This is a genomic window from Streptomyces sp. WMMB 322 (assembly GCF_900090145.1).
Classification (GTDB): Bacteria; Actinomycetota; Actinomycetes; order Streptomycetales; family Streptomycetaceae; genus Streptomyces.
Map to the genome: position 1 here is coordinate 500650 of NZ_FMHI01000002.1, position 20300 is coordinate 520949.

Sequence of the window (20300 nt, forward strand, 5' to 3'; positions counted from 1 at the left end):
GCGGCTCCCAGCCGTACAACGCGCGGTGCCGTCAGCCCTGCCGCCCCCCGACGAGCCCGCGTTGAGGTCCGCGATGCCCGCGCATCACAACGAACTGGCGGGCGACCGCGCACTGTTGAGCCGTACCAGCACGGCGGAACGCGTGGCGGACGTGCTGCGCAGCCGCATCGCCGAGGGGTTCTTCCCGCCCGGGGTCCGGCTGTCGGAGGGCGACGTCGGCGGCGTGCTCGGCATCTCCCGCAACACGCTGCGGGAATCGTTCCGGCTGCTCACCCACGAACGGCTGCTGGAACACCGGCTCAACAGGGGCGTCTTCGTCCGCGTACTGAGCGTCGACGACGTCCTCGACATCTACCGCGTGCGGAAACTCATCGAATGCGGGGTCGTGAACCAACTGGCCGAGGCAGGGCCGCCGTTCGGCCTCGACGCACTCGCCGCCACCGTCGCCGACGGCCAGGCCGCCACCCGGGAGTGGCGATGGAGGGACCTGGCGACGGCGAACATCCACTTCCACCGCGAGGTGGTCGCCCTGGCGCGAAGTCCCCGCACGGACGAGGTCATGAGCAGCGTGCTGGCCGAACTGCGGCTGGCCCTCCACGTCATGGACAGCCCGCGCCGCCTCCACGAGCCCTACCTCGCACGCAACCGGGAGATCCTCCGCACCCTCCGCTCGGGCGACGCGGCGAGGGCGGAGACGATGCTGCGGGAGTACCTGGAGGACTCCCGCAAACAGATCGTCACCGCCTACGCGCAGCGCCTGGGCTCCGGCGGAGACCGGGACGCCCAGGGCGCCCGGGGCGCGTGAAGCACTCAGCCGATGGGCTCCGGCATGGGCACCACGTCGTAGGCCAGCGAGATCTCGCGGCCCGTCGCCGGGTCGCCGAGCTGGACGCGCCAGCGTCCCGCGAACTGGTCCTCGCCGTGCAGCATCGGGATCGTTCCGGAGATCAGCACCGTGCCCGGCTCCAGTTCGCCCCGCTCGCGCAGCACCTCCGCCCAGTGCTGCGGGGGGAGCAGGTCGGCGCCGGTGCCGTCCTGGATCAGCTGCTCCGTGGGGCCGCCTCCCGCGCCGGTGCGGGGGTCGGAGTCGGTGCCGGTGGGCTCGGTGCCGGAGTCGGTGCCGGTGGGCTCCGTGCCGGGCTCGTCGCCGGTGTCAGCGGGGCCGTCGGCCCCGGCGGCGCCGCTCACCCAGGCGCGAAGGGTGAGACCGTCGATGCGGTCGGCGACGTCGTCGAGCCGCCACGCGCTCGTGGCGAGCACGTCCGGGGCGGCGTTCTTGCTCCAGGCCACGCCGTACGTCTCCAGCTCGCGGTCGGTGTGGTCGCACGCCGCCGTCAGCAGCAGGTCCCCGGTGTCGTCGACGACGAGCGCCCACTCGGCCTCGCCGGAGGTCTTCCCGTGCTGCGCGAGAACCCTTCCGGTCTGCTGCGCGAGGTAGGGCGAGACGGGGTAGAGCGCCGGAGTCGTGGAGGGGGCGGGCACTCCCAGTTCGGCCAGCTCAGCCACGTGCGCGGCCACGTCGTCCTGACTGCGGCCCGCGTAGCCGGCGTTGAGCAGACGCTGCACGGTCACGGTGCGCCGGGTGCCGTCGGGGAGCGTGAAAGTCAGGCCGGTCATGGGATTCCTCCAGGTCGGTCTCGGTTTCGCAGCGGTAAATTCCGCGCCCCGAGGGTTGCGCATACGAGCTGTATACAGCAAGTATGCCCCGTGTCCCGAAGGAACCCGACCGTGAGGAAGCTCCCGTGGACCACAACACGTCGCACAAGGCGGCAGCGGAGGAGCCTCGTCCGCACAGCGGCGCGGGCGATCCGGCAGCTCCCGGCGATCCGGCAGCTCCGGCCGGTCCGGGCGAGGACGCCGGCATGAGCCGCGCACGCCGCAAGGACCTGACGAAGGCGTTCACCGCCAGCCTCACCGGCACCTCGCTGGAGTGGTACGACTTCGCCGTCTACTCGGCCGCGTCCGCGCTCGTCTTCGGGAAGCTCTTCTTCCCCTCCGGCGATCACCTCACGGGCACGCTGCTCGCGTTCTCCACGTACGCGGTCGGCTACGTCTCCCGCCCGCTCGGGGGCTTCGTCTTCGGACGGCTCGGCGACGTGATCGGGCGCAAGCGCGTCCTCGTCGCCACGCTCGTCCTCGTCGGCGTCGCCACCTTCCTGATCGGCTGCCTCCCGACACACGCCGTGGCCGGGCCGGTCGCTCCCGCGCTGCTGGTCCTGCTGCGCTTCGCCCAAGGTGTGGGCGTCGGCGGCGAATGGGGCGGCGCCGTGCTGCTCTCCAGTGAGTTCGGCGATACACGGCGACGCGGATTCTGGGCCTCCGCGGCCCAGGTCGGGCCGCCCGTCGGCAACCTCATGGCCAACGGCGCCCTCGCTGCGCTCGGGGCGATCCTGACCGAGGAGCAGTTCCTCTCCTTCGGCTGGCGCATCGCGTTCCTGCTCTCCGGCGTGCTGGTCGTCTTCGGGCTGTGGGTCCGCACGCACCTGGAGGAGACGCCGGTCTTCAAGGCGGTCGAAGCGGGCGGCGAACGTCCCGAGGCCCCGGTCCGGGAGGTGTTCGCCCAGCAGCGCAGGCCGCTGGTCGCCGCGATCCTCTCCCGGGTCGCGCCCGACGTCCTCTACGCGATGTTCACCGTCTTCGTGCTGACCTACGTGACGGAGGAGCTCGGCATGCCCAGGGGCCAGGCTCTCACCGCGGTGCTCATCGGCTCCGGGCTGCAGATCTTCCTCATCCCGCTCGCGGGAGCGCTCTCCGACCACTGGAACCGCCGTCGCCTGTATCTGGGGGCGGCCGTCGCCGCGGGCGTCTGGCCGTTCGTCTTCTTCCCGCTGGCGGAGACGCGTTCGTGGCTGCTGATCGTGCTGGGAGTCATCGGCGCGCTCGTCATCCACTCGATGCTCTACGGGCCGCAGGCGGCCTTCGTCGCCGAGCAGTTCAGCCCGCGGCTGCGCTACACCGGTTCCTCGCTCGCGTACACGCTGGCGGGGGTCATCGGCGGTGCTGTCGCTCCGCTCGTGTTCACCGCGCTGCTCGGCAAGTTCGGCACCTGGCTGCCGCTCGCGGGGTACATCGTGCTGACCGCCGTGCTTACGGTGACGGGTGTGCTGCTCGGCCGGGACGCCGACCACGCGGAGGACGAGGAGTACACAAGGCTGGTCGGCGGCAACGGCGACGGCAGCGGGGCGGGTGGTCCGGAGCGGACTCCCTCCTCGTCCTATGCCGTGAAGTCGCGGTGACCGCGGCCGGGCCGGGCCGCGGTGACCGCGGCCCGGCCCGGCCGGCGCCCGGAGCCCGCCCGCCCGGAGCCCGCCCGCCCGAAGCCCGACCGTTCGAAGTCCGGCCGCTGCAAGCCGGCCCCTTCGACCCGAATCGCTCGACCTTGCGGAAAGGAGACAGCCAGTGACGACGCTCCGCACAGCGCTGTGCCAGTTCACCGCGGCCACCGACCCCGAGGAGAATCTGCGCACCATCGACGTCATGGCCGCGCAGGCGGCCCGGGAGGGCGCACAGCTGGCCGTCTTCCCGGAAGCGGCGATGGCCCGCTTCGGTATCCCGCTCGGACCGGTGGCGCAGCCGCTGGACGGGCCGTGGGCGGAGGGCGTGCGCGGGATCGCCCGCCTGCACGGACTCACCGTGGTGGCGGGGATGTTCACGCCGTCGTCCGACGGCCGTGTCACCAACACCCTGATCGCCACCGGCCCGGACGTGGACGCCGCCTACGACAAGATTCATCTGTACGACGCGTTCGGCTTCTCCGAGTCGGACACGGTCGCCCCCGGCGAGAAGGTCGTCACCATCGACGTCGCGGGTGTGCGCGTCGGCCTGGCGACCTGCTACGACGTACGGTTCCCGGAGCTCTTCCGCGCGCACGCCGACGAGGGCGCCGTGCTCTCCGTGCTGCCCGCGTCGTGGGGCGCCGGCCCCTTGAAGCTCGACCACTGGCGGCTGCTCACCAGGGCGCGGGCACTGGACGCGACGCTGTGGGTGGCCGCAGTCGGCCAGGCGCCGCCCGGCCCCGACGGGGACATCCGGCAGCCGACGAAGGCGCCGACCGGTGTCGGGCACAGCCTCCTCGTGGGACCTGACGGCCAGGTGCGCGAAGAGGCCGGGGAGGCGACCGAGCTGATCGTGGCCGACGTGGACGCGGACGAAGTGGCCAAGGTGCGCCGGGCGGTGGCGGTCCTGGACAACCGCAGGCTCTGAGCCGGACGACCGCGGGGCCAGAACCGACGACCTCATGCTCTGGGCCGTACGACCGCAGGATCCGACCCCGGCGACTGCAGGCTCTGGCCCGTACGACCGAAGGCTTCGAACCCGAGGACCGCAGGGTCCGGACCCGTCGACCGCAGGCGCCGGGCCGTGGGCACGGCCCGCGCTTCGGCCGGGCGGGACAGCGGACCGCGGCCCGACGGCCGCTCCCGTGGGGGCGCCCAGCGGGGCCGGGCCCCTCGTGGCGGGCCGCGGCCGGCACCCCTGTGAGCGACCGGTCAGCCCTCGGTGAGGATGCGCCGCGTGGCCGCGATGTGGTCGTCGATCGCCGCGCACGCGACGTCCGCGCGTTCGGCCGCCAGCGCCGTGACGATGTGGCGGTGTTCGGCGCAGACCTCGTTCTGCCGCCCCGGAGAGCGGTAGAGGGCGCTGACACCGGCCCTGACCTGGCGGCTGCGCAGTGCCTCGTACTGCTTGGCCATCAGCTTGTTGCCGGCGGCGGCGATGAGCGTCGCGTGGAAGCGGTGGTCGGCCTCGATGAACTCCTTGGCCTTCTCGCTGCCGCGCAGCGCGGTCTGTTCCTCGAGGATCCTGTCCATCTCGGCGACGGGCGCCGTGCCCGTCTCGACCGTACGGCGGGCGGCGTACCGCTCCAGCAGGGCGCGCATCTCCATCAGTTCGCTGATCTCACGGCCGGAGAGCGGCGCGATGTAGGCACCCCTTTTCGGGACGAGGCTGACCAGTTCCTCGGCGGCGAGCAGCAGCAGCGCCTCGCGGATGGGGGTGCGGGAGATGCCGACGCGGTCGGCGATCATCTGCTCGGAGAGGAACTCCCCCTGCATCGCGGGATCGGTCAGCACGGTCTCCTTGAGAAACCGGTACGCCTTCTCGCGTCCTGATGTCAAAGCGAGCCTCCCCGCCGGCGTCGTCCGCGCCCGGCCTGCCCAGGGGGCGCGCCGGCCGGCCCGGCTGCGGCCCCGCGTCCGTCGTCCTGCACACGCTTCTTGCATACAGGCTGTATACGGACTACACACCATCTGCACGCGCCTTGTCCAGCCCGCCCGCCTTCGGGTGGACGACGGCACCGGCTGGCGTGGTGAGTCCGCGCCGCGTGAGCGGCTTCCTAGTGTCGCCGCTGACGGACCGCTCCGCGGTGCGCTGCCGGCCCCGCTCGGGGTGCTCGGTCGTGATGACGGCCCGTCATGTCAACGGCGCTCCCTTCGCTCCTTCTGCGAGACCCACGGGGGCGCCCGCCGTCCCCCGGGTCCAACGGCACAGCCCCGCGGCCCAGAACAGGTGGGTGTCGATGAGCCCCTCTCCACTCCGCGACCACTCCGGCGACCCGGACTCCCGGGAACCGTCACGTGCACCACGCGCGCGACGACAGCCGTGGTGGAAACGCCTTCTCCCGCACGGCCGTTCGTGGCGCCGCCGCGCGACGGCCATGACGGCGGTCGCCGTCCTGTGCACGGCCGGGCTGGGCGCCGCCCCGGCCGCACCTGCGCCGGGCGGCGGCAAGCCGCCGGGCGGGGGCGGCGAGGCCCTGTACGTCAGCGACTTCGCCTCGAACGACGTCCAGAAGTTCCTCCTCCCGGAAGGCCCGCAGAGCGCGGTTCCCACCACGGGACTGTCCCGTCCGACCTATCTGGCGTTCGACCGTGGCGGCGCCCTGTACATCTCCGACACCGTCAACAGCCGGATCGTGAAGGTCACTGCGGCAGGCGAACAGACGACCGTCCCCACCGAGGGCCTGCTGCGTCCCCTCGGGCTGGCGCTCAGCAAGGCCGGAGACCTCTACATCGCCGACAGCTTCAACGACCGTGTGGTGAAGGTGGCCGCGGGAGGCGGGCAGACGACCGTCCCCACTGAGGGCCTTCTCCACCCGGACGGCCTGGCGCTCGACGAGAAGCGGAACGAGCTCTACATCTCCGACTTCGTCAACGACCGTGTGGTGAAGGTGCCGACGGGCGGAGGCGCGCAGACCACCGTCCCCACGAGCGGTCTCTCCCAGCCGACCGGCCTGGCGCTCGGCCCGCGCGGCGACCGGCTCTACATCTCGGACTCCGGCAACAACCGGGTGGTGAAGGTGCGGACGGCCGGGTCCGGGCAGACGACGGTGCCCACCAGCGGCCTGGCGAGCCCGCAGGGACTGGCGCTCGACCGTGAACGCGCGCTGTACGTCGCGGACTTCGGGAACGACCGGGTCGTCCGGGTGCCTTCGGGCGGCGGCGGGCAGACCACTGTGCCCCTGGTGGGGCTGACCACTCCCGTCGGCCTCGCGGTCCGGAAGGAGCCCGCGGGCACCCGGCTCGAGGCACGCCCGGCGACCGCCGAACGCGGGACCGGTCCTCCGCTGCTGAAGGTGAGGGGCCTTTCCGCGAAACTGACCGGTGCGCACGGCAGGCCGCTCGCCGGCCGGACGGTCGAGTTCAGCAACGCCTCGCGGAGCAAGCAGCTGTGCCGGGCGGTCACCGGCAAGAAGGGCCTCGCCCGGTGCGAGGCCACGATCCGCGGCAGCCGGGCGCAGGTCGGCCGTCTCCTCCGCGACCTGGTCCGCGACGGCTACCGCGCGTCCTTCTCCGGGACCGACGCCCACAAGCCCGCCACGGACACCGCGGCAGTCCGGGTCAAGCGCTGACGGGACGGGTCGAGGACGCGCCGACGGGACACCGACGAGCGGGTCACGGCGTTGCGGGTCACGGCCTGACGGGGGCAACGCCGTGCCCCGCCGATGCCCTGCCCCGCAACGTCGTCTCCCGCCGATGCCCTGCCCCGCTGTGCCTGGCCCGCAACGCCGTGACCCGCGCCGCCGGCGGGGCCGCCGCACCCCCGCGTCACCAGCCGGAGGGCTGCCCCGGCCCGTCGGACGGGAGTCATCCGGAGTGATCCGGAGTCATCCCTGGGCACCCGGAGGCATTCAACTCCCGGCGCCCGAACGGCACTTGCCTCCGGGCCCGCACGGGAGGACAGCCCGAGCCGTGGCGCGCTCTCCCGGGTGGGCCCGGAGGTCGGGCGGCTGGGCCGACGGGGTGGTTCCCATGACGCCGAGGACGCCGTTCGGCAGCGGTGCGAGCACACCGCCCGTCCGCCTCCGCACGATGTACGCATCCGACCCCTGCCGCCGCCCGTCGACCCGTTGCCGGCCGTCGTCGGCCTCGTGAAGGAGCGCATGTGAACGCGTCCCCCACTCCCGGTGAGTCACAGCAGGACCGGCAAGAGCCGGGACCGCCGCCCGCGCGCTACGACGACCTGCGCGCGCTGATCTTCAACTGCACGCTCAAGCGGTCACCGGAGACGAGCAACACCCGGGGACTCATCGACCGCTGCGCCGCGATCATGACCGGGCAGGGCGTGCGGGTCGACGTGGTCAGAGCCGTCGACCGCGACATCGCCACCGGCGTCTGGCCCGACATGACGGAGCACGGCTGGGAGAGCGACGCCTGGCCCGAGCTGTACCAGCAGGTCCTGGACTCCGACATCCTCGTGCTGGCCGGCCCGATCTGGCTCGGCGACAACAGCTCCGTGACCAAGCGCGTCATCGAGCGCCTCTATGCCTGCTCCAGCCTCCTCAACGACCGTGGACAGTACTCGTACTACGGGCGGGTCGGCGGCTGCCTCATCACGGGGAACGAGGACGGCGTCAAGCACTGCGCGATGAACGTGCTCTACAGCCTCCAGCACCTCGGCTACACCATTCCTCCGCAGGCCGACGCCGGCTGGATCGGCGAGGCCGGGCCGGGGCCCTCGTACCTCGACCCGGGTTCCGGCGGCCCGGAGAACAGCTTCACCAATCGCAACGTCTCCTTCATGACGTGGAACCTGATGCACTTGGCGCGGATGCTGAAGGACGCCGGGGGCGTGCCCGCGTACGGCAACCAGCGCACGTCCTGGGACGCGGGCTGCCGCCACGACCACGACAACCCCGAGCACAGGTGACGCGCCCCCGCATCCCCGCGACCCGCATCCCGGCACCCCCACGCCCCCGCGGCGTCCTGCGTCGCGGGTACCCAGCCGGTCCCGCGTAACCTGCTGCGGCAGGCCGGGCGTCGCGGGGTGACTCCCGCCCGGTGAGGACGGGATGAGAGAGGGTCCGGGATGGCAAGGGTCGTGGTCGTCAGCGGCGGGGGTACGGGGATCGGGCGCGCCGTCGCCCGCAGGTTCGCGGCCGACGGTGACCGCGTGCTGCTCGTGGGGCGCCGGGAGGCGGTGTTGCGGGAGGCCGCGGAGGCGCTGGCGGCGGACGGCGACGTGTGCGGGGAGATTAGGACCCTCGCCGCCGACCTCACCGTGCCGGAGGAGGCGCAGCGCGTGCGCGACGAGACCGGCAGGCGCTACGGGCGCGTCGATGTGCTGGTCAACAACGCGGGCGGCAACGCCGAACTGTCCTCCGACGAAGGGAAGGTGCCCGGCGGCCTCGCCGGTGTCGCACGGCAGTGGAGGTCGAACTTCGACGCCAACGTGCTCACGGCGGTTCTCCTCACCGAGGCGCTCGGCGACCTCCTTCAGGAGCCCGGCCGCCGTGTCGTGCTGGTCAGCTCCATCGCGGCGTACCGCGGTTCCGGTACGGGTTCGTACGCGGCGGCGAAGGCGGCGCTGCATCCGTTCGCGTACGACATGGCGGGCCGGCTCGGTCCGCACGGAGCGACGGTCAACGCCGTGGCTCCCGGCTACATCGAGCAGACGGATTTCTTCGGCGGCCGCATGACGGAGGAACGCCGCCGGATGCTGATCGGGCAGACGGTCACCGGCCGCGTCGGCACGCCCGCCGACGTGGCGGAGACCGTTCACTGGCTGGCGTCGCCGGGCGCGCAGCATGTCACCGGCCAGATCGTGCAGGTCAACGGGGGCGCGCGGTACGGCAATTGACCCATGAGCGCGACGGCCGGACGACGCGACGGCGGCGGTCCGCGGAGGGCTGCCGCCGCCGGTCCGCCGCCACCGGTCCGCCGCCGTCCTTCGCCGCCGCCGTCCGCCCCCGGCCCGCGACGGCAGCTTCGTTCCCGAGCCGCTCCGGCGGCCATACGGACATTTCTCGGCCGCCTCGTGCCGTCGGTGCCCGCCCACGGGGAACGCTCCCCTCAGACGCGGAGGAGGCGGTCGCCATGGAATGGACGGGGACGCGGCGGGCGGTGCTGCTGACGGCGGGGCTGTCGCTGCTGGGAGCGGCCTGCGACTCCGGTGACGGCGGCGGAGGCGGGGGTGGCGACGACGGGGAGCGTTCGCCGTTCACCGGCCGGAAGGGCGCCGGCGACAAGGTGCTGGCGGTCAAGATCGACAACGTTGAGGCAGCCAGGCCGCACACCGGTCTGGGCAAGGCCGACATCGTCTACATCGAGCAGGTCGAGGCCGGCCTCACCCGGATAATGGCTGTCTTCGCCTCCCGGCTCCCGTCGCTCGTCGGGCCCGTGCGCAGCGCCCGCGAGTCCGACCTGGAGCTGCTGCGCCAGTTCGACCACCCCGGTCTCGCCTACTCCGGCGTCCAGTCCAAGCTGCGTTCCAGGATCGAATCGGCGCCGTTGGCCGCGCTCTTCCCGGGGCGTGTGCGCGAGGCGTACGTACGCAAAGGCGACCGGCCCGCACCGCACAATCTCTATCTGCGTCCCGGCCGTGCTCTCGCCTCGGACGCGGCCGCCGACGTGGGGGCGCCCCGCGACATCGGGTTCCGATTCGGTGCCGCGCCGGACGGGGGCCGGAAGACGCCGGGGCGCAGTGTCCGCTTCCCGTCCGCGCGCTTCTCCTTCGACTGGTCGGCGGACAGGGGACGTTGGCTGGTCTCCATGGACGGCTCCCCGGCCCGTACGACCGACGCCGGACGGCTGGAGGCGGCCACAGTTGTGGTGCAGTACGTGAAGATCCGCGACTCCGAGCTCGGTGACAGGGGCGGCAACATCACCCCGTTCACCGAGTCGGTGGGCGAGGGGCGGGCGCTGGTGCTGCGGGACGGCAAGGAGTACGAGGCCCGCTGGGAGCGTCCGTCGGCGACGGGCGGCACGACGTTCACCGATGCGGACGGGAAGCGGCTGGCTTTCGCGCGCGGCCAGGTGTGGGTGGCGCTCGCGCCGTCCGGCTGAGTACGCGGTCCGCTCGGGCGGGGTTACAGCAGGCCGAGGTCCGTTCGGGCCGAAGCGCCAAGGGCCGCCGGGTCGTTGTGTGCCGTGCCGTTCTGCGCGCGAACGACGCGCCGGGTTCGGACTGCCTTGACCCGGTTTCCCTGAATGAATTCATTGTCACGTTATGCCCGTTGGTGAAGGACTCGGGTGTTTCAAGGCTTCCGTAAATGTATTTCCCGGCTGTGAATCCCGTTGTCGGCCACCGGGATTCCAACGATTTCCTGACCCTCCGTCATTCCTTTCCGTTCGTGGCGCCGGTGTGCTGCCTCACGAGCCACACAATTCCAACACGCCGCCGGAATACGGGAGTTGAGATTCGGATGCCATTCGTCCGGCTTCGGTACCGGCTCTGACGTGCGGATCGTTACCAGAGGTATACCGGGGAGTACGCGTGCCTGTGCCCTGCAGAATGCGGAATGACTTCTGCCAGGTGTGAATTTCCTGTGTTAGCGTCCGACGCCCCGGATCAGCCGTCACAAAGGGGACTCCTGTGGGCCAGATGCATCACTTCACTTACGGGTGGCTGACGCCCGTGATCTCTTATGTGATGGCGTGCGTCGGCTCGGGGCTCGGACTGCGTTGCACCGTCCGCGCGCTCGCCGCTTCGTCCGCCAAGTCACGCCGCAACTGGCTGCTTACCGCCGCCCTGGCGATCGGCTCGGGCATCTGGACCATGCACTTCGTCGCCATGCTCGGCTTCGGCGTCTCGGGCTCGGCGATCCGCTACGACGTACCGCTCACCGTGCTCAGCCTCCTCGTCGCCGTCCTCGTCGTGGGCGCCGGCGTCTTCACGGTCGGGCAGGGCCGTTCACGCATCCGCTCCCTGCTGCTGGGCGGGCTCGGCACCGGGATCGGGGTCGCCGCCATGCACTACATCGGCATGGCCGCGCTGCGGCTCCACGGGGACGTCGGCTACGACCCGGTGCTGGTGGGCCTGTCGGTGGTGATCGCCGTGGCCGCCGCGACCGCCGGCCTGTGGGCGGCGCTCACGGTGCACGGCGCGGCCGGCGCCACCGTCGCCTCCCTCGTCATGGGACTGGCCGTCAGCAGCATGCACTACACCGGCATGGCCGCCGTGAGCATCCAGCTCTCGCCGGGCCGGACGGTCCTCCCGGGCGCCACCGCAACGGAGTTCATCTTCCCGCTCACGGTGGTCCTCGGCTCCTTCCTCTTCCTCACCTCCGCATTCGTCGCACTGTCGCCCACCGCGCAGCAGCGCCGGGAATCCGAGTCGGCCGAACGGCGCCTCCACGAGGTCGAGCGGCACGGAGTCGAGATCCCGGCGCCCTGACGCCCCCGGCCCGCACCGCGCCGCCGGAGTCCGCTCCCGCCGCACCGAGACATCAACGCCCTGACCAGGCGCCCATCCGTCACTCCCCCATCGAGGAAGTCATGCGTCCAAGCCGCGCGCCGGTCCAGGTCGAGGGCCGACACGACGACGAGAGCCCGCCGTCCCTGCCACCCGCTCCGCAGAGCGGGCCCAAACACGCGTTCCGTGAGCCGCAGGCTCCGCGTTCCGGGCGCCCGTGGTCACCGGTGCCGGCGCGGCTGCGTCCCAAGTCCGTCCGGGCGAAGATCGTTTCGCTGCTGATGGTGCCCGTCGTCTCGCTGATGGCGCTGTGGGGCTTCGCGACGGTCACAACCGCCCAGAGCGTCTCCGACATCTCCCGGTTCAAGGAGGTCAGCGCCAACCTCCTCGCCCCCACGAGCGACTACATCACCGCGCTCCAGAACGAGCGGAGCGCGGCGGCGCGCTATCTGGCGAATCCGGACGCCGCGCGGCTCGGCGTGCTCAACACCCGCGCCAAGTCCACGGACTCGGCCGCCGCGAGCCTCCGGCGCGGCATCGACGCCAGCAGCACCGACACCGCCGCGCTCCAGTCCGAACTGCCCGCCAGGACCGACCGGTTGACGGACGCCTCGAAGCGGCTGCCGGCCCTGCGCAAGGGCGTGACCGCGGAGAAGACCGGCTGGGAGGACGCCTACACCGCGTACACGGAGACGATCGAACTCGGATTCGCCGTGGGCGGTGCGCTGACCGGCGTGGCCCCCTCAGGACCGGGACACGACCAGGACGAGGCCGTCGCCTCCGAGGCACGCGTCGTCCAGGAGCTCTCCCGGGCCAGGGAGATGATCGCCCGCGAGGACGCCGTGGTCGGTGCCGCGCTCGCCGGGAAGCAGATGACCCGGGAGGGGTTCCGTCTCTTCACCGGTTCCGTCTCCGCCCACCGGACGCTGCTGAAGCCCGCCGTCGACGACCTGCGGCCGGCCGACCGACCCGCCTACCGCGCGGCCGCCGGCAGCGACCAGTACAGACAACTCGCCTCCATGGAAAAGGCGTTGGAGGACGCCGGGCCGGGCAAGGTCGCATCCGGCGTCTCCGCCGTCTCTTGGGACGAGGCCGCCGGGTCCGTCCTGCGGGACCTGCGGGCAGCGGAGCGCAAGGCGAGCACCACCGCAGCAGGCAAGGCCGAGCCGTTCTCCTTCGACGTCATCGGCAGCTCCGGCGTGGCGGTGGTCCTCGGCCTGGCGGGCGTGCTGCTCTCGCTGCTGATCTCGATGCAGATCGGCCGCGGGCTCGTCGTCGAACTCGTCGGCATGCGCAACTCGGCCCTGGAGATGGCGGGACACAAGCTTCCCCAGTCGCTGCGCCGGCTGCACTCCGGCGAGGAGGTCGACATCGATGCCGAAGCCCCGGTCCAGCGGCGCGGCGACGACGAGATCGGCCAGGTCGGCTCCGCGCTGAACGCGGTGCACCGCGCCGCCATCAAGGCCGCCGCGGAGCGCGCCGAAGTGCTCAGCGGCATCTCCGGGGTGTACGTGAAGCTGGCCCGCCGCAGCCAGGTGCTGCTGCACCGGCAGCTCAGCCTGCTCGACAGCATGGAGCGCCGCGTCGACGATCCCGCCGAGCTGGAGGACCTCTTCCGGCTCGACCACCTCACCACGCGGATGCGCCGTCACGCCGAGAGCCTGATCATCCTCTCCGGCGCCGCGCCGGTGCGCGGCTGGCGCAGGCCGGTGCCGATGCTCGACGTGGTGCGGGCGGCGGTGGCGGAGGTCGAGGACTTCACCCGCGTCGAGGTCCGGGTCGCCGAGTCGGTCCGCGTCTCCGGGGCGGCCGTCGCCGACCTCACGCACCTCGTGGCCGAACTCGTCGAGAACGCCGTGGTGTTCTCCCCGCCCCACACCAAGGTGCGGGTGCGCGGCGAACGCGTGGGCACGGGCCTCGCGCTGGAGATCGAGGACCGCGGTCTCGGAATGAGCCGCGAGTCCCTGGAGGACGCGAACCGCAAGATCGCGGACGCCTCGCAGGTGGACCTGCTCGACACGGACCGCCTCGGTCTGTTCGTCGTCAACCGGCTCGCCCACCGCCGCGACATCCAGGTCTCGTTGCAGCGCTCCGCGTACGGCGGCGTCACGGCCGTGGTGCTCGTCCCCGAGGAGCTGCTGGAGCGGGACGCGCCGGCGGGTCAGCCCGGCGCGGCGGACGGAAGACCGCCCGAACACCAGCCGCAGCCGGGGGAGTCGCCCGTACTGCAGGCCCGGCGGACCGCGGCGCACAGGACCCGCGAGCGGGTGGGCGCGGGGCACATCACCCGCCCGGCCGGCGCGGGCCACGGTGCCGGCGGTGCCGTCGCCGCGCACGGTGTCCCGGAGCCGGGCATGCAGGCGCCTCCGGGGCCGCTGCCCATCGCCGAACCGGAGCGGTCCTCCCCGCCGCAGGAGCAGTCCGGGACCGCGCCCGCGCCGCAGGGGCCTGCCGGGACCGCGCCCGCGCCGCACGTTCCGTCCGGGTCCCCGCCGCAGGCGCCGTCCGGGTCCGGGCCGCAGGCGCCGGCCGATCACCCGTCGCAGGCACCGGCCGGGCCCGGTGAGCCCGCGCCGCTGCCGCGCCGGGTGCGACAGGCGAGCCTCGCGCCGCAGTTGCGCGACGAACCCGACTCCCCGACGGGCACCGCTCCGTACGGCAGCGGGCCCGCGACGCCGTCGGCCCCCGCCGCACAGCGGACGCCGGACCGGGCCCGCGCCACCATGGCCGCCCTCCGCAGCGGGTGGCTCAGCGGGGGCGGCGCCGACGAACACGCGCGCGGACCCGCGCCCGGAGAAGCGGACGGAGACGGAGGGAGACCCGGGGCCGGACACACGGCCGGGGACGAGTCCGCGGAGGAGCGGCCGCCGTCCGTTCCGCGGCGCGACTCCGGCGGCAGCGCCGCCGGACGCGACACGGGGGAGACAGCCGAGACACCCTCACAAGGAGACGACGCCTGATGTCCGGGACGATGGAAACAACCGGCGAACTCAACTGGCTGCTGGACGAGTTGGTCTCCCAGGTGCCGCAGGTCAGATCCGCGGTCGTGCTCTCCGGGGACGGACTGGCCATCGGGGCGTCCGCCGGTCTCTCACGGGACGACGGCGAGCGCTTCGCCGCCATCGCGTCCGGCTTCCACAGCCTGGCGAAGGGCGTGGGCCGGCACTTCCAGGCAGGTCACGTCGTGCAGACGATGGTCGAGCTGGAAGGCGGGTTCCTCTTCGTCGCCGCGGCGGGCGAAGGCTCGTGCCTCTCCCTGTTCACGGAAGCCGACGCCGATGTGGGCCTGGTCGCCTACGAGATGGCACGGCTGGTGAGGCGCGTGGCCGAACACCTCGGGGTGCCGGTCCGTTCCGGCGGATCGCTGCCCGCCTCGGCGGCGCAGGAGTGACCGGAACGTCATGACCGAGTCCAACAGGAGCTGGTTCGACGACGGTTCGCGCGGCGCCGCGCCGAGCGGACCGCAGCCGGAGGCACCTCCCGAGCACCCGGAGTGGTTCGACGACGAAGCCGGGCCGCTGGTCCGCCTGTTCGCGATGACGGCGGGCCGGGCCCGGCCCACCAGCGAGTCGTTCGACCTGATCGCGCTCATCCACGCCGCGGAGGCCCCGGAGGAGGCGCCGCCGCCTCCGGGGCCCGAGCACGCCGCGATCCTGTCGCTGTGCCGCGTCGCCTCGCGCTCCGTGGCCGACATCGCCGCAGACTCCGACCTGCCGGTCGGTGTGGTGCGCGTACTCCTCGGCGACCTCCTGGACGCCGGTCACATCACCGTCGGACGGCCGCCGGCACCTGCCCGGCTGCCGGACGAAAACGTTCTCAGGGAAGTGATCGATGGACTCCGTGCACTCTGACGAGCGGCGGCCCGGCCGGGTCGGCGGCTCCCACGTGTCGCTGAAGATCCTCGTGGCCGGCGGCTTCGGCGCGGGCAAGACGACCTTCGTCGGGGCGGTGAGCGAGATCCGTCCGCTGCGCACCGAGGAACGCCTCACCGAGGCCGGACGGCCCGTCGACGACCTCGGCGGCGTCGAGAAGAAGACGACGACAACGGTCGCCATGGACTTCGGGCGCATCACGTTCGAGGACACACTGTCGCTGTATCTGTTCGGCACGCCCGGTCAGGACCGGTTCTGGTTCCTGTGGGACGAGCTGGCCAACGGGGCGCTCGGAGCGGCCGTCCTCGCCGACACGCGGCGCCTTCAGGACAGCTTCCCGGCCGTCGACTACTTCGAACGCCGTGGCGTTCCCTTCGTGGTCGCCGTCAACTGCTTCGCGGGAGCCCACACTTACGCCTCCGAGGACGTACGGGTCGCCCTCGACCTGGACCCGGAGACCCCTGTCGTGCTGTGTGACGCACGGCAGCGGGAATCGGCGAAGGAGGTGCTGATCGCCCTCGTGGAGCACGCCCGCCGCATCTACACCCGTGGCATGCACAACGGCTCCCACTGAGCGGACGGGAGCCGGACCCCCGCCCGGGTTCAGCGGTCCCCGGGTTCAGCGGTCCCCGGGATCAGCGGTCCCCGGCGCCGGCGCGCAGCCGGCGCCGGAGGATCTTGCCGGTCGACGTCTTCGGCAGGTCGTCCAGGAAGACGACCGACCGGGGGTACTTGTACGCCGCCATCCGCTCCCTGCAGTAGGCGATCAGGGCGGCCTCCGTGACGGGTCGCCCTTCCCCGTCCGTCTCCGGGCCCTGTGCTGCGGAGGAGTTGAGGGACACGAACGCCTTCACCGTCTCGCCCCGGTAGGCGTCCGGGACGCCGACGACCGCCGCCTCGCGCACCGCGGGGTGCCCGTAGAGGACGTCCTCCACCTCGCGCGGCCACACCTTGTAGCCGGCAGCGTTGATCATGTCCTTCTTGCGGTCGACGAGGTAGAACCAGCCCTGCCCGTCCATGAACCCCACGTCGCCGGTGCGGAGTTCGCCGCCGGGCAGGGACTCGGCGGTCGCCTCCGGTCTGCCCCAGTAGCCGGGCACGACCTGCGGGCCCGACGTGGCGATCTCGCCCGTCTCCCCGACCGGCACCTCCTCACCGTCGTCGTCGAGTATGCGCACGACGGTGTCAAAGACGGGCACCCCCACCGACAGCGCACCGGACGCCGGGTCGACGGGCGCCTTCGCGTGCAACGGGACCGCGTGGGAGGGGGAGTTGGTCTCGGTCAGCCCGTAGCAGTTGTGGACGCACATGCCGGTGCTCTCCCGCAGCCGTGCGGTGACGGCGGGCGCGACGGGCGCGCCTCCCGAGTACACGACGCGCAGCGACGAGAAGTCCTCGCGCCGCGCGCCTGGCGCCGCGGAGAGGCTGACGAACGCGGTGATCGCGCCGACGGTGAACGCCGGCCGGTGCTCGCGCAGCGCGTCGAGCATCACCTCCGGATGGAAGCGGTGGGCCAGCACCAGCGGACAGGGCAGCAGCAGCGAGAGCGTGAGATGACCGATCAGGCCGGTGATGTGGAAGAGCGGGGCGAGGCCGAGCACGCTGTCGGCCGGGGTCAGGCCCATCCACTCCCGGTAGGTGCAGGTGTTGAAGAGCATCCCGGCGTGGGTGTTCATGGCGCCCTTGGGCACGCCCGTCGTCCCGGAGGTGTAGGTGAGCACGGCGATGTCGTCCGGCTCGGGCGTGTGCGGCCGCGGCGCGCGTCCCGCGTACTCCTCGACGAGGGTGAGCAGATCGAGCGTGCCCGCGTCGCGGGCCGTGCCCGCGTCCCGGGCCGTTCCCGCGTCCCGGGCCGTGCCCGGTTGCGCCTGCGCTGCGCCGCGTGAGTCCGGGGGCGTGAAGAGCCGCGGATCGTCGCGGGTCTGCCAGTCCCGTGCCGAGCATGTGACGACGGTGCCGACGCGCGTCTCCCCGGAGGCGACCACCTCGGCGGCCACGGCCTCGTGGAGCTCGTCCAGGCAGAGCAGCGCCGTCGCACCGGAGTCCGCCAGCAGGTACGTCACTTCGCGCGCCTTGTTCATCGGGTTGACGGCGACGGCGCTGCCACCCGCCTTCCACGCCGCGATGAGCCCGACGACGAACGCCGGGTTGTTCTGCACGTACACCGCGAGCCGGTCGCCCCGCGCGAAGCCGCGGTCCTGGAGAGCGGCGGCGAGCGCGTCGGAGGCCGCGTCCACGTCGGCCAGCGTGAGCACGCCGTCGAAGTAGCGGATCGCCTCGGTGCCGGGGGAGCGTTCGACGGACGCGCGGAACATCTCCAGCAGCGTGCCGTGTTCGGGGACGATGCCGGCCGGCGTGCCCTCGTTGTACAGGCCGAGCCACGGCCGCTCCGCGTAGCCGCTCATCCTGCGGCCGTCTCGTGCACGGGACCGGCGGCGCCGGAGGGGGCCGCGGCGTCGAAAGGGCTGTCGGGTCCGTGGCGGGACGCGCGGGTGTGAGGGTGCCGCGGGGCCGGACGTCCGGCGGCCTCCGGGATCGGGCGGTGGCGGCGGGCCGTCGGGGTCACGTCCACGTCCTCCTCGCGCACGAAGCCGCCCGCCCGGACGGCAGGTCGACGGGCCGCCCGGCCGGAGTGCCCGCCACTGTGGACGAAGGGTTCGGGGCGGGTCAACGGGCCGTGCGGGCCCGGTCCTCAGCGCATCTGCCCGGACCCGGACTTCGAGCCGGACTCGGACCCCCGCTTCGGACCCCGACATCGAGCCCTACTCGGACCCCGGCCCGGACCCCTACTCGGACCCCCGCTCGGACCCCGGCTTGGATCCCCCCTCGGACCCGGCCTCCGGCTCCGACCCGTACGCCGTCAGGAATCGGTCACGGAACTTGTCCATCCGCCAGACGGGCGCCTCGTCGCCCGGCCTGAGGCCCTCGTCCCAGCCCCAGCCGGAGACGTTGTCCATCACCTTCTCGTCCTTGGCGACGATGGAGATCGGCACGTCCTTGTTCTTGCTGCCGCCCGTCACGGTCGGCACGGGCTGGTGGTCGCCCAGGAAGACGAGCACCGTGTCCTCGTCGGCGTACTTCTCCATGTACTCGGTGAGGCTCTGCAGCGAGTACTCGATGGCCTTCCCGTACTGCTCGCGCACCCGGTGCGGGTCCTTCCACACCTCGGTGGGCCGGGCGCCCGCGTCGTGGATGGGCTTGTAGACCGAGCCGTCGCCGAGCTCGTCCCAGGGCAGCATCTTCGGCAGCGGCGACCACGGGTTGTGGCTGGTGGCGAGGATGATCGTCGCCATCATCGGCTTGTGGTCCGCCTTGCTGTGCTCCAGCCGCTCGAACGCCTTCAGGCTGAACTGGTCGGGCACCGGCGACCAGCTGAAGTACGGGCCCTCGTAGCCCAGTTCACGCGAGTCGTAGACGTGGTCCATGCCGTAGAACTTCGCCTCGGGCCAGGACCGCCGCACGCCCGGCATGATGCCGACCATCCGGTAGTCGCCCGTCTTGCGGAAAGCCCTGGTGATGGTCAGGCGGTCGTTCGAGGTGACGCTGCGGTAGCGCTGCTGGTTCGCGATCCACAGGCCCGACATCAGGGTGGAGTGGCCCATCCAGCTGCCCGCCCCGGAGATCGGCGAGGTGAGCCAGCCGCTCTTGGAGGAGAAGCCGGCGTCCTCGAGCGCCTTCGTGCGGTCGGCGAGCACGGAGTTGACGCCGGGAGCGATCTCGGGGTCCTCGAGCGCGATGCGGCCGTAGCTCTCGACGAAGGCGACGATGACGTTCTTGCCGCGCAGGTCCGGCACGAGCTTGCTGCCGGGGGTTTCGTCGAAGCGGTCGACGCGGGCTTCCTTGGCGAACGCCTTCTCGTCCTTGATCCCCGCCCTGACCGCCTTCACCCGGTTCTGGACGAGGAGGGCCGTGTTCCTGGAGGCGACGTCGACGTTGTTGCCCGTCTCGATGCCGAAGACGGCGCAGACGATCCACGCGGTCCCGAGCGCGAGGGCGGCGCGGCCCGTCACCACGCTGTGCCGGGACATGATGCGGCTCAGCCGGCGCACCGCCAGCGCCATGAAGACCACGATCGAGAGCGCCAGGATCACGATGCCCACGAACGCCAGTACGGCGCCGTTCCGGCCGACGGTGTCCTTGAGGAACTGGTGCGCGTCGTCGAGGAGGATCCAGTCGAGGACGAGGTCGAAGGGGCGGGCCAGTACCTCGTAGAAGCCCATGTCGATGAACTTCAGGATGGTCACCAGGCCGAGCAGGCACCCGGCGAGGAGGGCCGCCCAGCGCCTGAAGCGGGGCGGCAGGATCAGCAGCACGACCGCGCCGAATATGCCCTCGACGGGTATGCGGAGGAACGCGCTGGGCGTGAGCCGGATGAGGGCGTTGGGCAGGAGGAGCGCGGTGAGTACGAGAGCCGTCGCGAGGACGGTGGTCGTGACCGAGGCGGTACGGGCTGCGGAGGGGTACCGCCCTCGCCAACCGCTGCTGCTCTCGCCGTTGTCGCCGTTGTCGTCGCCGACGGCCTCGTCGTCGCTGACGCCTTCGTCCGCGGAGCCCTTGTCCGCCGAGCCGTCGGTCCCTTCCGTGCTGTCCGTCCCGTCGGTCCCGTCCGTGCCGTCTGTCCCGTCCGTGTCGTCCGTGTCATCCGTGTCGTCGGTGGTCGCGGCCGCGGACGGGTCGGTTCCGGGCTCGGGGCTCACGCCCTTCTCCGTACCGTCCTTGTCCTTGTTCCGCTGCTGCCGAAGCGAACGTGTGAAGAGCGACAACCCGGGGGTCCTTCCGTGCCTGGCGCGGTGGTGTCAC

At 72.3% G+C, this 20300-nt stretch carries 16 protein-coding genes; 12 read left to right on the forward strand and 4 right to left on the reverse strand.

All coding sequences use genetic code 11. The features are described from left to right. The first annotated feature begins 73 nt into the window (after window positions 1-73). Window positions 74-805 (forward strand): GntR family transcriptional regulator, encoded by a 732-nt coding sequence (locus H180DRAFT_RS05755; protein WP_055484850.1) that lies wholly within the window; start codon window positions 74-76, stop codon window positions 803-805. Window positions 806-810: 5 nt separating this feature from the next. On the opposite strand, the gene H180DRAFT_RS30295 is transcribed toward H180DRAFT_RS05755, so the two are convergent. Next, a complete protein-coding gene (locus H180DRAFT_RS30295; protein WP_055484851.1) occupies window positions 811-1617 on the reverse strand; it encodes a DUF2848 domain-containing protein in 807 nt (268 codons plus the stop codon). A gap of 245 nt (window positions 1618-1862) precedes the next feature. Between H180DRAFT_RS30295 and H180DRAFT_RS05770 the strand changes: the two genes are divergently transcribed. Continuing rightward, entirely contained in the window at window positions 1863-3236 is a 1374-nt protein-coding gene (locus H180DRAFT_RS05770; protein WP_055484948.1) for an MFS transporter, read from the forward strand. A 163-nt stretch (window positions 3237-3399) separates the two neighbouring features. Beyond that, window positions 3400-4203, forward strand: coding sequence for a carbon-nitrogen hydrolase family protein (locus tag H180DRAFT_RS05775; protein ID WP_055484852.1), 804 nt, complete (start codon window positions 3400-3402; stop codon window positions 4201-4203). A gap of 284 nt (window positions 4204-4487) precedes the next feature. On the opposite strand, the gene H180DRAFT_RS05780 is transcribed toward H180DRAFT_RS05775, so the two are convergent. Beyond that, a complete protein-coding gene (locus H180DRAFT_RS05780) occupies window positions 4488-5114 on the reverse strand; it encodes a GntR family transcriptional regulator (RefSeq protein WP_055484853.1) in 627 nt (208 codons plus the stop codon). Window positions 5115-5515: 401 nt separating this feature from the next. Here H180DRAFT_RS05780 and H180DRAFT_RS05785 point away from each other — a divergent pair, with 401 nt between their 5' ends. From H180DRAFT_RS05785 to H180DRAFT_RS05830, 9 genes are all read left to right on the forward strand, one after another. Next, window positions 5516-6847, forward strand: a complete 1332-nt coding sequence (locus H180DRAFT_RS05785) for an SMP-30/gluconolactonase/LRE family protein (RefSeq protein ID WP_254665893.1) — start codon at window positions 5516-5518, stop codon at window positions 6845-6847. A 611-nt stretch (window positions 6848-7458) separates the two neighbouring features. Continuing rightward, window positions 7459-8145 carry a flavodoxin family protein gene (locus tag H180DRAFT_RS05795; protein WP_055484949.1) on the forward strand — a complete coding sequence of 229 codons (687 nt, stop codon included), beginning with the start codon at window positions 7459-7461 and terminating at the stop codon, window positions 8143-8145. A 159-nt stretch (window positions 8146-8304) separates the two neighbouring features. After that, a complete protein-coding gene (locus H180DRAFT_RS05800) occupies window positions 8305-9075 on the forward strand; it encodes an SDR family NAD(P)-dependent oxidoreductase (RefSeq protein WP_055484855.1) in 771 nt (256 codons plus the stop codon). A gap of 236 nt (window positions 9076-9311) precedes the next feature. Continuing rightward, window positions 9312-10280 carry a DUF3048 domain-containing protein gene (locus tag H180DRAFT_RS05805; protein ID WP_055484856.1) on the forward strand — a complete coding sequence of 323 codons (969 nt, stop codon included), beginning with the start codon at window positions 9312-9314 and terminating at the stop codon, window positions 10278-10280. Between the two features lie 529 nt (window positions 10281-10809). Beyond that, on the forward strand, window positions 10810-11610 hold the full coding sequence (locus H180DRAFT_RS05810) for an MHYT domain-containing protein (protein WP_055484857.1): 801 nt from the start codon (window positions 10810-10812) through the stop codon (window positions 11608-11610). Between the two features lie 101 nt (window positions 11611-11711). After that, window positions 11712-14588: a sensor histidine kinase gene (locus tag H180DRAFT_RS05815; RefSeq protein ID WP_254665894.1), complete on the forward strand. Its 2877-nt coding sequence runs from the start codon at window positions 11712-11714 to the stop codon at window positions 14586-14588. Further along, complete coding sequence (locus H180DRAFT_RS05820) at window positions 14588-15019, forward strand: roadblock/LC7 domain-containing protein (RefSeq protein ID WP_055484859.1); 432 nt, start codon at window positions 14588-14590, stop codon at window positions 15017-15019. Before H180DRAFT_RS05815 ends, H180DRAFT_RS05820 begins: the two co-directional genes overlap by 1 nt. A 145-nt stretch (window positions 15020-15164) precedes the next feature. Next, a complete protein-coding gene (locus H180DRAFT_RS05825) occupies window positions 15165-15479 on the forward strand; it encodes a DUF742 domain-containing protein (RefSeq protein WP_055484950.1) in 315 nt (104 codons plus the stop codon). Next, a complete protein-coding gene (locus tag H180DRAFT_RS05830) occupies window positions 15460-16074 on the forward strand; it encodes a GTP-binding protein (protein ID WP_055484860.1) in 615 nt (204 codons plus the stop codon). The genes H180DRAFT_RS05825 and H180DRAFT_RS05830 overlap by 20 nt, the downstream gene beginning before the upstream one ends. 61 nt (window positions 16075-16135) lie before the next feature. Here the strand turns inward: H180DRAFT_RS05830 and H180DRAFT_RS05835 are convergent, their stop codons facing one another. Together H180DRAFT_RS05835 and H180DRAFT_RS05845 are read right to left on the reverse strand one after the other, a co-directional pair. Continuing rightward, window positions 16136-17905: an AMP-binding protein gene (locus H180DRAFT_RS05835; protein WP_055484861.1), complete on the reverse strand. Its 1770-nt coding sequence runs from the start codon at window positions 17903-17905 to the stop codon at window positions 16136-16138. Between the two features lie 381 nt (window positions 17906-18286). Then, window positions 18287-20263 (reverse strand): LTA synthase family protein, encoded by a 1977-nt coding sequence (locus tag H180DRAFT_RS05845; RefSeq protein ID WP_055484863.1) that lies wholly within the window; start codon window positions 20261-20263, stop codon window positions 18287-18289. Window positions 20264-20300 lie beyond the last annotated feature (37 nt).

Coding starts and splice junctions, on each gene's coding strand:
- H180DRAFT_RS05770 (WP_055484948.1), top strand. CDS start 1,863: ATGAGCCGCGCACGCCGCAAGGACCTGACGAAGGCGTTCACCGCCAGC.
- H180DRAFT_RS05805 (WP_055484856.1), top strand. CDS start 9,312: ATGGAATGGACGGGGACGCGGCGGGCGGTGCTGCTGACGGCGGGGCTG.
- H180DRAFT_RS30295 (WP_055484851.1), bottom strand. CDS start 1,617: ATGACCGGCCTGACTTTCACGCTCCCCGACGGCACCCGGCGCACCGTG.
- H180DRAFT_RS05835 (WP_055484861.1), bottom strand. CDS start 17,905: ATGAGCGGCTACGCGGAGCGGCCGTGGCTCGGCCTGTACAACGAGGGC.
- H180DRAFT_RS05815 (WP_254665894.1), top strand. CDS start 11,712: ATGCGTCCAAGCCGCGCGCCGGTCCAGGTCGAGGGCCGACACGACGAC.
- H180DRAFT_RS05800 (WP_055484855.1), top strand. CDS start 8,305: ATGGCAAGGGTCGTGGTCGTCAGCGGCGGGGGTACGGGGATCGGGCGC.
- H180DRAFT_RS05820 (WP_055484859.1), top strand. CDS start 14,588: ATGTCCGGGACGATGGAAACAACCGGCGAACTCAACTGGCTGCTGGAC.
- H180DRAFT_RS05785 (WP_254665893.1), top strand. CDS start 5,516: ATGAGCCCCTCTCCACTCCGCGACCACTCCGGCGACCCGGACTCCCGG.
- H180DRAFT_RS05825 (WP_055484950.1), top strand. CDS start 15,165: ATGACGGCGGGCCGGGCCCGGCCCACCAGCGAGTCGTTCGACCTGATC.
- H180DRAFT_RS05830 (WP_055484860.1), top strand. CDS start 15,460: ATGGACTCCGTGCACTCTGACGAGCGGCGGCCCGGCCGGGTCGGCGGC.
- H180DRAFT_RS05755 (WP_055484850.1), top strand. CDS start 74: ATGCCCGCGCATCACAACGAACTGGCGGGCGACCGCGCACTGTTGAGC.